Source organism: Polynucleobacter sp. MWH-Adler-W8, assembly GCF_001889925.1.
Taxonomy (GTDB): domain Bacteria; phylum Pseudomonadota; class Gammaproteobacteria; order Burkholderiales; family Burkholderiaceae; genus Polynucleobacter.
In genome coordinates this window covers 1-14,230 of the sequence record NZ_LZFI01000012.1, presented here as the reverse complement: position 1 = coordinate 14,230, position 14,230 = coordinate 1, and the positions used below count along the sequence as shown (strand labels likewise).

The following is a 14,230-nucleotide window of genomic DNA, read 5'->3' as shown; positions in this document are numbered from 1 at the left end:
AATACTGCTACTGAAATAAATTCTTCTACAGGGGTGAGCGATACCGCTACCCCTGGTGCTACTGATACTGCTCCTCCAGCAACAATCACTTTTGCTGACTTTGGTTTAGACCCGAAAATTCAAAAAGCGGTTCTTGAGCAGGGTTACACTATTCCCACTCCGATTCAAGCGCAATCTATTCCGCATGTATTGGCGGGTAGTGACTTGATGGGTGCAGCACAAACTGGTACTGGTAAGACGGCTGCCTTTGTATTGCCGATCATTCAAAAGATTTTGCGTCACGCGAGTAACAGCGCATCGCCAGCACGTCATCCAATCCGTGCACTGGTTCTCACTCCGACACGTGAGCTGGCAGTGCAAGTAGCCGAAAATGCGGCAAGCTATTCCAAACACACTGATTTACGCGCTGCCGTTGTTTATGGTGGCGTGGATATGAAAGAACAAGTATCAATACTGCGTAATGGCGTAGAGATCTTGATCGCCACTCCAGGACGTTTGCTTGATCACATTGGCTCTAAGGTTGCCAACCTCTCCCAAGTGGAGATTTTGGTTTTAGACGAAGCCGATCGCATGCTTGATATGGGTTTCTTGCCTGACCTACAGCGCATCATTGATTTGATTCCTGCGCAAAGACAGACATTGTTGTTCTCTGCAACGTTCTCACCAGAAATTAAGAAACTGGCACAAAGTTATTTACGTACTCCGGTAACGGTTGAAGTGGCACGTCAAAATGCTGCGGCTGATACGGTGAAACAAGTAGTGCACATGGTTTCCTCTGCCGATAAGCAACGCGCGATTGTCAAAGTCCTTGAAGCACGTACTCGTGCTGGCTTATCACGCCAATGCATCATCTTTACCAATAGTCGTTTAGGATGTGCAAAGTTATCTCGTGCCTTAGAGCGTGACGGTATTAAAGCGGGCGCGATTCATGGTGACAAGAGTCAGGGTGAGCGTACTTTAACTTTGGACGCATTTAAATCTGGCGCAATCGAAGCATTAGTGGCAACCGATGTGGCTGCTCGAGGTTTAGATATTCCCGATATGCCGTGCGTGATTAATCACGAGTTACCTTATAACGCAGAAGACTTTATTCACCGCATTGGTCGTACAGGTCGTGCCGGCAGTAAAGGGGATGCGATTGCCTTAGTTGATGCCAGTGAAAAGCGTTTGCTTGACGATATCGAAAAGCTAATGAAGCGTAAGTTGGATGTTCAGCCTTTGCCTGAAGGTGCGCCTTCGCAAAGCCGTCCTTCATCTAGTAGTTATGGCAGCTCCAGTGGCTCTAGAAGCTCTTACAGCGCGCCAGCAAAAATGTCTGACCCTTTCTTCTATAAGCCTTACGAGCCAAGTGCAGCGTCTGTATCTACTGTAGATGCTGCTAAGCCAGAAGAGAAGAAAGCGGGCATTACTCCTGCAAAACCTGCTGTTGGTGCTTTACTCGGCGGCTTTAAGAAAAAATAATTAACTGAGTAATTAACTTCGCCATGCATGAGTGGCTGCAAGCAGCCACTCTGCAATAGTGACATTCTCGCCATCCGGCAAATTCTGCAATCCCAAATGTATTGCTGCTTTACGTAACTCTCTCAGCGAGTGTTTCTTATCTTGCGTATTAATTTGTGTTGCTAAAGTTTGCTTGCTCAGTTTTTCACCATGCTCATCGAGCACCAGTGGAAGATGAAGATATTCTGGCCGCTTGTATCCCAATATCTCTTGTAGATAAATTTGCCTTGCAGTATTACTCAGCAAATCTTTGCCACGAACGATGTGTGTAATGTTCTGCTCGGCATCATCAACGACTACAGCTAGCTGATAGGTAAATAAGCCATCATTCCTGCGTAGTACAAAATCGCCTACTTCTGCATTGAGGTTTTGGCTTTGAGAGCCCAGAGCTAAGTCGTTAAATTCAATATGGCAATTTTGGGGAAGACCAATTCGCCAAGCACGTTGTAATTCCTCGATAGATTCTGTGGGATTGCTGATTATGTGGGCAGGGCGGCAAGTGCCGGGATAGATCGTTTCTTGATTGCGGGGTGTCTCTATTCCGAGCTTAGCTAGGGCATTGGCAATAGTTTGTCTTGAGCAAGTGCAGGAATAGAGGCATTGAAGCCCATTTAAGCGCTCTAAAGCCCTTTGATAAGCCTCTTGGCGCTGAGATTGATGAATGACCTCCTCATCCCAAGAAAGGCCGCAGGCGAGTAATTGAGTCTGAATTTGCCCGGTTGCTTCAGGGAGGCACCTTGGGGTGTCCAAATCCTCGATTCTAAGCAGCCATTTACCCCCATTTTTACGGGCATCTAGCCAGCTTCCTAGGGCGGCAACCAGGGATCCGGCATGTAGCGGACCGGTGGGCGAGGGGGCGAATCGCCCGCGATAGCCGCCGGTTGGGGATGAAGGGTTTTTGAGTGTGGACACAGCTAAAATCATCTCATGGCTTCACCCCGTTTTGTTCATCTTCGCGTCCATTCCGAGTTTTCGATTACGGATGGAGTCGTGCGCATTGATGATGCGGTAGCTGCTGCCGTCAAAGATGAGATGGGCGCGTTAGCGATTACGGATTTAAGTAATTTATTTGGTTTAGTGCGGTTCTATACCGCCGCTCGTTCTGGCGGGATCAAGCCGATTGCCGGAGCGGATGTTTGGGTGAGCAATCCTCAGGATCCAGATCAGCCTCATCGCTTATTGCTCTTGGTACAAAATCATTCCGGTTACCTCAATTTATGTGAGCTACTCAGTAGGGCATCTCTCGACAATCAATCTCGTGGTCGCGCTGAAGTCGATTCCGCTTGGTTTAGTGAGCCTGCGGCCAAAGCAGAAGATAAAGTGGCCAAGCGCACTCTCTCTTATGGCTTGATTGCACTTTCTGGCGCACGTATGGGTGAAGTCGGCATCGCGCTATTGGGTGGGCAAGAAGACCATGCCAAGATTGTTGCTAGACGCTACGAAAAACTCTTTCCGAAGTCTTTCTACATCGAGGTCCAGCGCGGCGGTAATCCTCAAGATGAAAAGCAACTCCAGCTTGCTTGCCATCTCGCCAGTGAACTAAACCTACCGGTGGTTGCAACCCACCCAGTGCAGTTCATGCAAAAGAGCGACTTTACAGCGCATGAAGCCCGCGTATGTATTGCTGAAGGGGAGTTACTCGGCAATCCACGCCGAACCAAAAAGTTTAATGACGAGCAGTACTTCCTGACCCAAGAGGAAATGGAAAAGCGTTTTGCTGATTTGCCAGTCGCACTAGCGAACTCGGTTGAAATTGCCAAGCGTTGCAATCTCTCATTGGTATTAGGTCAACCACGTTTACCGGATTTTCCAATACCGCCCGGAATTACTTTGGAAGACTATTTGTTGCAGCAATCCGAGGTCGGTTTGAAGCGCCACATGGAGCGTAATTTCCCGGATGCAGAAGAGCGCGAAGCAGAAATGAAGCGTTATTACGATCGTTTGGTATTTGAAGTCAAGACGATTTCTCAAATGGGCTTCCCGGGTTACTTCTTGATCGTGGCAGACTTTATTAACTGGGCTAAAAATAATGGCGTGCCTGTAGGTCCAGGCCGCGGATCCGGTGCCGGATCTTTAGTGGCGTACTCACTCGGTATTACCGACTTGGATCCGCTCCGTTACAACTTACTCTTTGAGCGCTTCCTTAACCCAGAGCGGGTATCGATGCCCGACTTTGATATCGACTTTTGCCAACATGGTCGCGACCGTGTGATTCAGTATGTAAAGGATAAGTACGGTAAAGATGCGGTGAGTCAGATCGCCACCTTCGGAACTATGGCAGCTAGAGCGGCGATTCGTGATGTGGGGCGTGTACTAGAGCAGGGCTATAACTTCGTAGACGGAATTGCCAAACTCATTCCGAATAAGCCAGGTCAGTATATGACCATTGAGATGGCGAAGAAGGAAGAGAAGCAATTAGCCGAGCGCGAAAAGAATGAAGATGAAGTGCGTCAATTACTTTCCTTGGCGCAGCAGTTAGAGGGCATGACCCGTAACGTGGGTATGCATGCGGGCGGTGTCTTAATTGCCCCAGGGCGCCTCACTGATTTTTGCCCACTCTACACACAAGAAAGCAAAGATCAAGACAGTAGCTCTGTGATCAGTCAATTTGATAAGGATGACGTAGAAGCGATTGGTCTAGTGAAGTTCGACTTCTTGGGTCTGACTACTCTCACTATTTTGGCAGCAGCAGAGCGTTGGATTAAATCATTACACGCTGATCGCAGAGACTGGAATATCGGAGAGATTGCGCTCGATGATGAAAAAGCATTTGATGTTCTGAAGCGCGCTAATACTGTCGCAGTATTTCAGCTAGAAAGCCGCGGCATGCAGGGCATGCTACGTGAAGCCAAGCCAGACCGCTTTGAGGACATTATTGCCCTAGTGGCTTTGTATCGTCCGGGCCCAATGGATTTGATCCCAGACTTTATTGAGCGTAAGCATGGTCGTCAAAAGGTAGAGTATCCCGATCCCCGTATTGAGCCTGTTCTGCGCGAGACCTACGGCATCATGGTCTATCAAGAGCAGGTGATGCAAATGGCGCAGATGATTGGCGGCTACTCATTGGGTGGTGCCGACATGTTACGTCGTGCGATGGGTAAGAAAAAGCCTGAAGAAATGGCTCAACATCGCAAGATCTTTAGTGATGGTGCAAAAGCGGGTGGCATTACCGAGTCAAAGGCAAATGAGATCTATGACTTGATGGAGCGTTTTGCGGGTTATGGATTTAATAAGTCCCATGCTGCCGCTTACGCACTCTTGGCATATCAAACCGCTTGGCTCAAAGCGTATTACCCAGCTGAATTTATGGCAGCCAACTTATCACTTGCAATGGATGACACCGATAAGGTGAAAATTCTGTATGACGATTGCTCAGTGAATAACATTCGGGTGTTCTCGCCAGATATCAATACCGGTGTTTATGAGTTCACCCCATTGCGCGCACCAGATGCTGCTCCAGATTCTTCCATCAGCCATATTCGTTATGGTTTAGGTGCGGTGCGTGGTACCGGTGAAGCGGCGATTGAATCTATCGTGAAGGCACGTGAAAGTGGCGGGCCATTTAAAGATTTGTTTGATTTTTGTGCACGAGTGGATCGTAGGCAAGTCAATCGCCGCGCGATTGAAGCGCTGATGCGTGCAGGTGCTTTTGATAGCTTGTATCGTGATTCCGTTCCAGCGGGTGGGAATCTGTATGACATTCGCTCTACCTTACTTGCCTCTTTAGCCAGAGCGATTGAGGCTGCTGAACAAGCCGAGGCATCGATTCACCAGGTGAGCTTGTTTGAGGCGGCCGGTGAAGAGGATCGCCATCTTCCAGAGTTAGTGCGTGAGCCTATCTGGTCTGAAAAGAAGCGTTTGCAAGAAGAGAAGAATGCCTTGGGTCTTTGCCTAACAGGGCACATGTTTGACGCCTATCGCGATGAGACTTCTCACTTTATCCGGCAGCCTTTATCTAAGGTAACAGAGGGTAAAGATCAACTCATTGCTGGCATTATTACTTCAGCTCGAATGCTGACTGGTCAACGCGGTCGCATGATGATTGCAACTATCGATGATGGCTCTGCTGCCCTCGAAGTCACCTTGTATAGCGAAGTCTACGAGCCCAATCGTTCTTGGCTAAAAGAGGATGAGCTCTTGGTTGCAAAGGTGAATGTGACGCCCGATAAGTTCTCAGGCGGCATGCGTATTGTGTCTGAGGCGGTAATGGATATCACGGGTGCGCGAATGCGCTTTGCCCGTAACGTGCATGTCTGTATTGATAATGCGGTTGATATCAAGATGCTCCGTAGCCAAATTAATCCCTACCTTATGGCTAATCGTGTGCGTGATCCTAAGCTTGGTGCATCTGCCCCTGCTGCGCCGGGATCCAATGATGGTATGAAGGGCTTAATGCTGACGGCTGCCGTCACTACTAGTGGCGGTGCTTGCTTGATGCAGTTCCCAGAAGAGTTGCGTATCTATCCTGACGATGCCTGTTTGCATGGCTTAAATCAAATCCTAGCTTCTAAGCAAAAAGATCCTGTACAGATTCAGTATCACTAAGTACGGTATTGCAGGATTGACCGTTGCTTTAGTTCGGTAATGCCTTCTGAATTGCCTCAATGACTTGCTTGGGTTCTAGCAGGTCCAAGCACTCACTATAACTATCGGCCTTATCTAGGCATCCGGCTTTACGGCAAGGCACGCATTCACCAGGGCCTTGCAGGATGGTGACATTGCCAACGGTTTGGGTGCGAGCACGCAATTGATATGGCTGCTCACCAATAAAACCATTGGGCCATGGACCAAAGTTCGTTGGTGGGGTGGCACCAAACAGAGTGATGGTTGGGGTATTGCATGCTGCTGCTAAATGGGTGATTGAAGTATCAACCCCAATATACAAAGCGGCCCCACGAATCAAAGTGCCTGCTTGGGGGATGGATAATTTACCAGCAGCATTAATCACTTTTTTCTTAGTTTCATCATCCAACAAGGAAATGATGTCGTGATTAAGTTGTATATCTTGCTTAGCAGGTGACGCACTGAGGATTACCTGGAAGTTCTGACTTACGAGCCAAGTGATGAGCTCTTGCCAATACGCAAGCGGCCAGCGCTTATAGGCCGTTAATGGTCCTGGGTGTACAACAACATAAGGTTGCTTAAGTTCGTTTGCAATGACCGGCGTTAAGGGCTCTCCTGCAGGCGGAGTAACTAAGATCGGTTTGGAAAATAATTCAGCTCGGTTTTTAAAAAAGTCCTCTAGTAGGCGCAGTTTTTCGGCAATAACATGCTGCTTAAAGTAGTCAACATCCACTGTGTGCATGCAGATAAATTTCTTCCAGGCATTTTGCTTCTCACTCTTACTTCTTTTCTGTTGGTCTTGTGCATCTTTGCCTTGAGGATGACCACCCAGTACACCAACCCTTCTAAAGGCCGCTACTAAGCCATAAAGGTAGGCGCGATCACTAGGTTGCGTCACAACTGCTAAGTCATAACGCTGAAAGAGGCGATTAAAGAGGGTGAGATATTCACCAAAACTGGGACGATCTGAAGTTTCAATCACTTCAGCAATATCAGGATTGCCATGAAGCATCTCTAACTTGCCGCGATATCCTAAAAAATGAAACTCCGCATGAGGCCAAAGCTCTCTGGCTTTGCTAATCAGAGGCGTTGTTACTAATACGTCTCCAATTTGCCTCGTGGCAATAAATAAAACCTTTTTAGGTTTAAGTGCGGAATAAGCAGTCATAGCGTTTTAAAAAGTCAAAGAGCCTTAGCCAAGATCTTCTCGCGAACACGTCGAGCATTCTCGGCAGCATTGCCTTGATCGTGGATTGGATGAAAGAGATGGAGTACTTCCGTGGACCATGAGCCTGACTTGCGACGGATGCGATGGTGTTGTAAGCGGAAGATAAAATCGGCATCCTCATGGCCCCAGCCGGTCATAGTTTCATCAAAGCCATTGATTGCTTCAGCATCGGCTTTCCAGCAAGCCATGTTGCAACCCTTGATGCGACGCCAAACAAATTTTTTGTAGTCACGCCAGGAGCCGTTACCCAGCTTTACTTTGAGGGGCCAATATTTATTGATGCCTCCACTCAAGCGCTTGCTGATAAGGTTTGAAGAAAAGCGCTCATAATTCCACTGAGGCCAAGCGAGTAATTCGGTGGTGAGGTGTTCATTGAGCAGGACTCTGCTGCCGGTAACTAAGTATCCCTTTTGTGCTAGCGCACGATGCTGAGCCACAAAGTCTGGCTGGACAATGCAATCGCCATCCAGGAAAACCAAGTAATCGCCATGAGCTGCAGCGATTGCTTTATTGAGGATCTTGGTTTTCTGAAAGCCTTGGTCTTCTTGCCAAAGATGGGTGATAGAAGCGGGGTATGAACCTTTAATAGATTCAATGAGGTGTTTTGTGCTCTCAGTAGAGCCATCGTCAGCGATGATGATTTCAAAGTCCTGATCGGTTTGCGTAGCCAGAGATTCTAGGCAAAGCTTGAGTGCTTGTGGCCAGTTATAGGTGGCTAGCAAAATCGAAATCATTTACCGGCTTCCTGATTCAGGTGCCACAACTTGATATAGCGGTAATAGGTTCCTTGACCATTGGATACTGCTAATGCAAATCCTTGAGGACCGTCTAAAAATCCCGCACGCAAAACATAGGTGCGGAAAAATGCCCATGCACCATGCAGGACTGCCTTAAGAGGGTTGCTTGTTTTACCTCTAGCAAATGCTTGCTCTGCTGAGGCTGTGGAGTAGCGATCTAGCTTTTGGAGTACTTGAGAGTAGTTCATGAAGCTGTAATGCAGCATGGGATTTTCCAATTTTGCGACTTGACCATTGGGAACTAGGCGTTCATGAACCAAATCATCTGAGAAGCGGGCGGTGCCTCGTTTAAATAAACGATCGACATAATCCGGGCTCCAGCCGGAGTGACGGATAAAGCGTCCGCAATACCAAGAAAGTCTGGGGATGGCAAAGCAATCTACATGGGCGCTATGGTGAATGGCCGTCAGAATTTCTGACTTTAGAGCAGGGGTGAGTCTTTCATCGGCATCCAAGGATAGAACCCATTCGCTGGTAGCTAAATCCAGGGCGCGGTTCTTTTGGGGCCCAAAACCAGGCCAATCCGGCGGCTGGGCTATCGTTGCACCGTGGTTTTTGGCTATCTCAAGGGTGCGGTCAGAGCTGTTGGTATCAACAACCACGATCTGCTGGGCGATCCCCTCCAGAGAGGCCAAACAATCGTCCAAATTGGCCTCTTCATTGCGGGTGATGAGTATGACTGATAAGGTGGGCATAATTCATTATATGAATGCTCAAGACCGTACCGCCCTAAATCGCTTAATTACCTATCTCAAGCCCCATATCAACTTGATTGTTGGGTCTTTATTGGCTATGGCTGTAGTTGCCGCCGCCGAGACCTCAATCCCTGCCCTAATGAAGCCTTTGTTGGATCGTGGATTTACAGGTCAACTTAATAGCAAGCTCTGGCAAGTACCGGTTTTCTTGGTGGGTTTGGCTTTGGTGCGAAGTTTGGCCCAATTTTTGTCGAACTATTTACTTACTAGGGTAATTAACTCCGTACTTTTAAAGTTACGTGCGCAAATGTTTCAAACCCTTTTGAACGCTAGCACTACTTTTTTTCAAAAGAACTCGGCATCGACTTTAATTAATGGCGTTGTCTTTGAGGTGAATAACGTTCTCTCCGTCATGGGAACAATGTTAATTAGCTTAGTGCGAGATTCATTGACGGTCGTTGGTTTAATTGGTTATTTAATTTATTTAAATTGGCATTTGACTTTAGTTGTCTTAGTTATTTTTCCCGTCATTGCATTCATCATGAGCAAAATTAATCGTCGCTTAAGGTCTCTTAACAGGGAGCAGCAAACGCTCACAAGCGATCTTGCTTATATTGTTGAAGAGGCTGCAGCTGGATACAAGATCGTTAAAGTTCATGGTGCTGAAGAGTATGAAATGTCCCGCTTCATGCAAAAGGCAGAACGCTTGCGCCAGTTTGCCTTGAAGTCTGCAGTGGCCGGCGGTCTAAATCAGCCAATTACACAACTCATTGCCTCCATGGCTTTGTCCGTGGTGTTGGTGATTGCCTTGATGCAATCTGCTACGGAAGGTACTACTGTGGGTGGGTTTGCAGCCTTCATTACTGCAATGATGTTGGTGATTTCTCCCTTGAAGCATTTAGCGGATATCAACCAACCTTTGCAGCGTGGTCTTACTGCAGCAGAGATGATTTTTGCATTGATGGATCAACCTTTTGAGGAAGATCAAGACCGCAAGCAAAGTATGAAGCCGCTTAATAAGGCAAAAGGCGCTATTCGTTTTGATGATGTAGGGTTCTCCTACCAGCAAGAAGCTGGACGTCAAGACGCCCTAAGCAATATCAATCTAAATATTAAGCCTGGAGAAGTGGTTGCTTTTGTGGGGCCATCTGGTGGCGGTAAGTCAACTCTCGTGAATTTGTTACCTCGATTCTTCAAGCCCACTAGTGGCCACATTTACTTGGATGACATTCCGCTGGAAGATATTGTGCTCGCAGATGTACGTCGACAAATCGCATTTGTCAGTCAAGACGTTATTCTCTTTAATGACACTATTGCCGCTAATGTGGCGTATGGTGCCAATGGCCCAGCTGGAGTCGATCGCGGTCGCGCGATAGAGGCATTAGAAGCCGCTAATCTCAGCGCTATGATCAAAGAATTGCCAGAAGGCATTGATTCCATGGTTGGGGACAACGGTAATCGCTTATCTGGCGGCCAACGTCAGCGTTTAGCCATTGCACGTGCTATCTATAAAGATGCACCAATTCTGATATTGGATGAAGCTACATCGGCTCTGGATTCTGAATCCGAGCGTCAGGTTCAGGAAGCGCTAGATACTTTAATGGCTAATAGAACGACTTTAGTGATTGCACACCGTTTATCGACCATTGAGCATGCTGACAGAATTGTGGTTTTGGAGCACGGCAAGATTGTCGAAAATGGTTCTCACGAAGATTTGATTAAGCACGATGGCTTATATGCGAACTTGCATCGCATCCAATTCTCGAACGCTTAATTTAGAAAACTTAACTCAGAACAATATCGTATTGCTCTTGGCGGAAGCTACCTTCCGCTTGTAGGGTAATTGGCTTGCCAATGAAATCCCCCAACTGCGCCAAGAATTGATTCTCTTCCTCTAGAAATAAATCAATTACATCAGGCGCAGCCACAATCCTAAATTCACGTGGATTAAATTGGCGGTGCTCTCGCACAATTTCCCGCAAAATCTCATAACAAATCGTTTGGGCAGTTTTAATCTCACCTTTGCCAAGGCAAGTGGCGCAAGGTTCACAAGTGATATGGGCTAAGGACTCACGCGTCCGTTTGCGGGTCATTTCTACCAAGCCTAATGCAGAAAAGTCGCTTACTGAGGTGCGTGCATGATCGCGTTCAAGATTACGTTTGAGTTCATGCAACACAGATTCTTGATGGTCTTTGCCAATCATGTCGATGAAATCAATGATGATGATTCCACCCAGATTGCGTAAACGGAGTTGACGTGCAATCGCTTGGGCTGCCTCTAGATTGGTTTTAAAGACAGTGTCATCGAGATTGCGTGCACCGACGTAACTACCTGTGTTCACATCAATCGTAGTCATCGACTCTGTTTGATCGATCATGAGGTAGCCACCAGACTTGAGATCGACTCGGCGACCTAGTGCTTTATTAATCTCCGCATCAACATCAAATAAGTCAAAGAGTGCGCGTTCGCCGCGATGCAGAGTCAGCTTGCCTAAAAGGTTAGGCATGTAGGCATTCGTGAATGCTTTGAGCTTCTCAAAATTCTCAGCAGAATCCACACGGATTTGGGTGGTGTCCTCACCGGCAACATCGCGCAATACCCGCTCTGCTAGGCTAAGGTCCTGATAGAGTAGGGTAGGCGCCGGATTGTGTTTCATGGCCGCATGAATGTTTTCCCAGGTAGTTCGCAGGTAAAGCATGTCATGCTGTAGTTCTGTATCAGATGCATCTTGAGCGCTAGTGCGGACGATGATGCCGCCTTTTTCGTCTTCAGCCATTAGACCTGCAAGACGCGCCTTAATGGCTTCGCGTTCTTCAGGTTGATCAATCCGCTGAGAAACACCAATATATTTTTCGGTAGCGGTATCGCTACCTGCTGGCGGTAGATAAACTAAATTGCGTCCAGCAATACTCAGTTGGGTTGTTAAGCGTGCACCTTTTGTCCCTAAAGGGTCTTTTAATACCTGCACCAACAGTGTTTGACCTTCAAATAATAATTTTTCAATTTGTGCTTGAGGATTATTTTGTGTGATGTCAGCGACGTGCATAAATGCCGTGCGCTCAAGACCGATTTCGATAAATGCGGATTGCATGCCTGGCAGTACACGAACGACTTTGGCTAAATAGATATTTCCCACGATACCGCGTTGGCGAGTGCGCTCAATTTGTAGCTCTTGAACTGCTCCTTGCTGAATTAAAGCAACGCGCGTTTCTTGCGGGGTGATATTGATCAGTATTTCTTCATTCATATGCTGCTGACTTGGGCGCGATCTAGTAAAAGCTTTGTTTCATAAATAGGTAGACCCATGATACCGCTATAGCTACCCTGAATTGAGGGAATAAAAGACCCACCCAAGCCCTGTATGCCATAGGCGCCAGCCTTACCAAAGGGCTCGCCGCTAGCGATGTAGCTGTCAATCTGCTCTTTCGACAAAACGGCAAACTGAACTTGAGAAATCTGTACAAGCTGTATGGGTTTTTCATCAGGACTGACGGTCACCGCTACTGAGCTGAGAACTTCATGTATTTTGCCGCTGAGCATTGTCAAAATTCGAGTGGCATCCTCTGCGTCAACCGGCTTGCCCAGAATTTCACCATCAGGATGAGTGGGTAAGCTCACAGTAGTATCGGCGCAAAGAATGGGAGCCCAAGGCAAACCACTTTTTCCCCACCTTAAAAGTGCTGCAGCACTTTTTGCTAAGGTAACGCGCTCTACGTAGGTGCGTGCCTTTTCTTGCGGGAGAGGGGTTTCGATGCTCTCGCTATCTTCATCTGAACTTGGTAGCAGCATTTCAAAGCGAACACCCATTTGCCTCAAGATCTCTTGGCGGCGAGGACTTTGCGAAGCCAGATAAATAAAAGAGTTCAACGGATTACTCACGATGATAGGGGTGGCCTTGCAGAATAGTCCAGGCTCGATAAAGCTGCTCTACTAACATGACTCTGGCCATGGCATGTGGCAAGGTAAGGCTGGAGAGTCGCCACATGGCTTGCGCACCTGCTTTCAGACTAGGGTCCAAGCCATCCGCACCACCAATTAAAAAGGTAATGTCAAAACCTTCTTGGCGCCAGCTGGCTAGTTGCGTTGCTAAGTTCTGAGTGGTTTGGTCTTTGCCTCGTTCATCCAAAGCGATCACTCTGGATCCCTTGGGAATGGCTGCTGCAATTTTTACGGCTTCCTTTGCGGGTGTGAGATCAGGTTTGATCTCTTTGATTTCTATACTGCAATCCGCAGGCATTCGTTTGATGTAGTCATGAGTTGCCGTAGCAACCCATTCAGGCATCTTATGACCAACAGAAACGATGGTGAGCCGCATTGCCGCAAGTGACGACGATATTACTCGTCGTCTTCGGATTCGCTGGCCTTAACAAGACCTTTGTCACCAGCTAATTTCACGCGTACAGGTTTGGCACCCCACATACCCTCAAGCTGATAGTAAGAGCGCAGCATCGGTTGCAAAATATGTACGACGATGTCGCCACAATCAACCAGTACCCATTCGCCGGTTTCTAAACCTTCGATAGAAATGACTTCTCCACCTTTAGCATTCACCTCTTCTTTAACCGACATAGCTAAAGAACGTGTTTGACGGTTACTAGAACCAGTGGCAATGACCACTCGATCAAATAACTCGCTTAATTTAGTGGTGTCATACACGCGGATATCTTGTGCTTTAACATCTTCTAGGGCATCAATCACGACGCGTTGTAATTTACGTAAGTCCATATTTTCTCGGCAATAATTTTTCTATTTAGGGTGATCTTAGCTTGATTACTGGTACAAGCCCAGATTTGTAATGATTTCTAGGGTGTGGGTTGGAATTTGCTCGGATGCAATAGAGGTCCGTAAGCTGGATTTAAGGCGATCTCGTAGTGCTGTTGAGGATAGATCAATATTCAAGCTTTCATCGATGTATATGAGGCCTGCAGCGCTATTTTCAAGGGCGTCGGCATCAGATGTTTGATGGGTCTTCAAAAATTGACCTACTTCAGAGCTTATTTCTAGCTTTAAATCATGATGCGGCCTAGTCGCCACCGCAAAATTAACATACTGACTCAGCTTTTCCCAGGAGTTCCAGCTAGGGAGGGCAACCAAGGAATCTGCCCCCATTAGCCAAGTCAGGCTAGCACCTGTTCCAAAGCGCTCACGCAAGGCTTTAACGGTATCAATCGCATAACTAGGCCCAGCGCGATCAATCTCCATGCGATCAATGCCTACTTGAGTGGAAATCTTAAGATATAAAAATGCGCGCGCTAAATCAATACCGGCAGCTTCAGTCAACTTCAGGCGCATTTCTGCAGGAGTAATACCGGTTCCCTTTTGCCATGGCTCACCACTCGGAATAAGTAGCAGTGCATCTAAGTGGAGTAGCTTTGCAAAATGCGTAGCTAATTTTAAATGACCAACATGGGGCGGATCAAATGTACCCCCGAGAATGCCAATTTTC

Annotated in this window: 11 protein-coding genes and 1 pseudogene; 3 read left to right on the top strand and 9 right to left on the bottom strand. The window is 47.3% G+C overall.

The window, feature by feature from the left end:
• Nucleotides 1-33 precede the first annotated feature (33 nt).
• The gene (locus AOC28_RS10690; protein ID WP_237767794.1) at nucleotides 34-1,461 is read left to right on the top strand and encodes a DEAD/DEAH box helicase; all 1,428 of its coding nucleotides are present in this window, start codon (nucleotides 34-36) and stop codon (nucleotides 1,459-1,461) included.
• A 12-nt stretch (nucleotides 1,462-1,473) separates the two neighbouring features.
• Here AOC28_RS10690 and gluQRS read toward each other — a convergent pair whose 3' ends face one another.
• Nucleotides 1,474-2,412, bottom strand: coding sequence for a tRNA glutamyl-Q(34) synthetase GluQRS (gene gluQRS, locus AOC28_RS10685; RefSeq protein WP_237767793.1), 939 nt, complete (start codon nucleotides 2,410-2,412; stop codon nucleotides 1,474-1,476).
• A gap of 15 nt (nucleotides 2,413-2,427) precedes the next feature.
• Here gluQRS and dnaE point away from each other — a divergent pair, with 15 nt between their 5' ends.
• Nucleotides 2,428-6,045 (top strand): DNA polymerase III subunit alpha, encoded by a 3,618-nt coding sequence (gene dnaE / locus AOC28_RS10680; RefSeq protein WP_072583969.1) that lies wholly within the window; start codon nucleotides 2,428-2,430, stop codon nucleotides 6,043-6,045.
• Nucleotides 6,046-6,073: 28 nt separating this feature from the next.
• On the opposite strand, the gene AOC28_RS10675 is transcribed toward dnaE, so the two are convergent.
• From AOC28_RS10675 to AOC28_RS10665, 3 genes are read right to left on the bottom strand one after another with little or no spacing between them, the layout of a single operon-like run.
• The gene (locus AOC28_RS10675; protein ID WP_072583968.1) at nucleotides 6,074-7,231 is read right to left on the bottom strand and encodes a glycosyltransferase family 9 protein; all 1,158 of its coding nucleotides are present in this window, start codon (nucleotides 7,229-7,231) and stop codon (nucleotides 6,074-6,076) included.
• Between the two features lie 14 nt (nucleotides 7,232-7,245).
• Complete coding sequence (locus AOC28_RS10670) at nucleotides 7,246-8,025, bottom strand: glycosyltransferase family 2 protein (protein ID WP_072583967.1); 780 nt, start codon at nucleotides 8,023-8,025, stop codon at nucleotides 7,246-7,248.
• Nucleotides 8,022-8,783, bottom strand: coding sequence for a glycosyltransferase family 2 protein (locus AOC28_RS10665; protein WP_072583966.1), 762 nt, complete (start codon nucleotides 8,781-8,783; stop codon nucleotides 8,022-8,024). The genes AOC28_RS10670 and AOC28_RS10665 overlap by 4 nt, the downstream gene beginning before the upstream one ends.
• A gap of 10 nt (nucleotides 8,784-8,793) precedes the next feature.
• Between AOC28_RS10665 and msbA the strand changes: the two genes are divergently transcribed.
• Complete coding sequence (msbA, locus tag AOC28_RS10660) at nucleotides 8,794-10,557, top strand: lipid A export permease/ATP-binding protein MsbA (protein WP_072583965.1); 1,764 nt, start codon at nucleotides 8,794-8,796, stop codon at nucleotides 10,555-10,557.
• A gap of 10 nt (nucleotides 10,558-10,567) precedes the next feature.
• Here msbA and rng read toward each other — a convergent pair whose 3' ends face one another.
• From rng to AOC28_RS10635, 5 genes and pseudogenes are all read right to left on the bottom strand, one after another.
• Nucleotides 10,568-12,031: a ribonuclease G gene (gene rng, locus AOC28_RS10655; protein WP_072583964.1), complete on the bottom strand. Its 1,464-nt coding sequence runs from the start codon at nucleotides 12,029-12,031 to the stop codon at nucleotides 10,568-10,570.
• A complete protein-coding gene (locus tag AOC28_RS10650; RefSeq protein ID WP_072583963.1) occupies nucleotides 12,028-12,663 on the bottom strand; it encodes a Maf family protein in 636 nt (211 codons plus the stop codon). The genes rng and AOC28_RS10650 overlap by 4 nt, the downstream gene beginning before the upstream one ends.
• Nucleotides 12,656-13,099: a 23S rRNA (pseudouridine(1915)-N(3))-methyltransferase RlmH gene (gene rlmH, locus AOC28_RS10645; protein ID WP_072583962.1), complete on the bottom strand. Its 444-nt coding sequence runs from the start codon at nucleotides 13,097-13,099 to the stop codon at nucleotides 12,656-12,658. The genes AOC28_RS10650 and rlmH overlap by 8 nt, the downstream gene beginning before the upstream one ends.
• A gap of 23 nt (nucleotides 13,100-13,122) precedes the next feature.
• Nucleotides 13,123-13,509 (bottom strand): annotated as a pseudogene (rsfS, locus tag AOC28_RS10640) (ribosome silencing factor); the annotation flags it as partial.
• 45 nt (nucleotides 13,510-13,554) lie between these two features.
• The coding region (locus tag AOC28_RS10635) for a nicotinate-nucleotide adenylyltransferase (protein WP_072583960.1) at nucleotides 13,555-14,230 on the bottom strand (676 nt) is incomplete at its 5' end.

Bases quoted from the DNA above. Each gene is read 5' to 3' on its own strand.
- AOC28_RS10665 (WP_072583966.1), bottom strand. From the start codon at position 8,783: ATGCCCACCTTATCAGTCATACTCATCACCCGCAATGAAGAGGCCAAT.
- AOC28_RS10670 (WP_072583967.1), bottom strand. From the start codon at position 8,025: ATGATTTCGATTTTGCTAGCCACCTATAACTGGCCACAAGCACTCAAG.
- msbA (WP_072583965.1), top strand. From the start codon at position 8,794: ATGAATGCTCAAGACCGTACCGCCCTAAATCGCTTAATTACCTATCTC.
- rng (WP_072583964.1), bottom strand. From the start codon at position 12,031: ATGAATGAAGAAATACTGATCAATATCACCCCGCAAGAAACGCGCGTT.
- AOC28_RS10675 (WP_072583968.1), bottom strand. From the start codon at position 7,231: ATGACTGCTTATTCCGCACTTAAACCTAAAAAGGTTTTATTTATTGCC.
- rlmH (WP_072583962.1), bottom strand. From the start codon at position 13,099: ATGCGGCTCACCATCGTTTCTGTTGGTCATAAGATGCCTGAATGGGTT.
- dnaE (WP_072583969.1), top strand. From the start codon at position 2,428: ATGGCTTCACCCCGTTTTGTTCATCTTCGCGTCCATTCCGAGTTTTCG.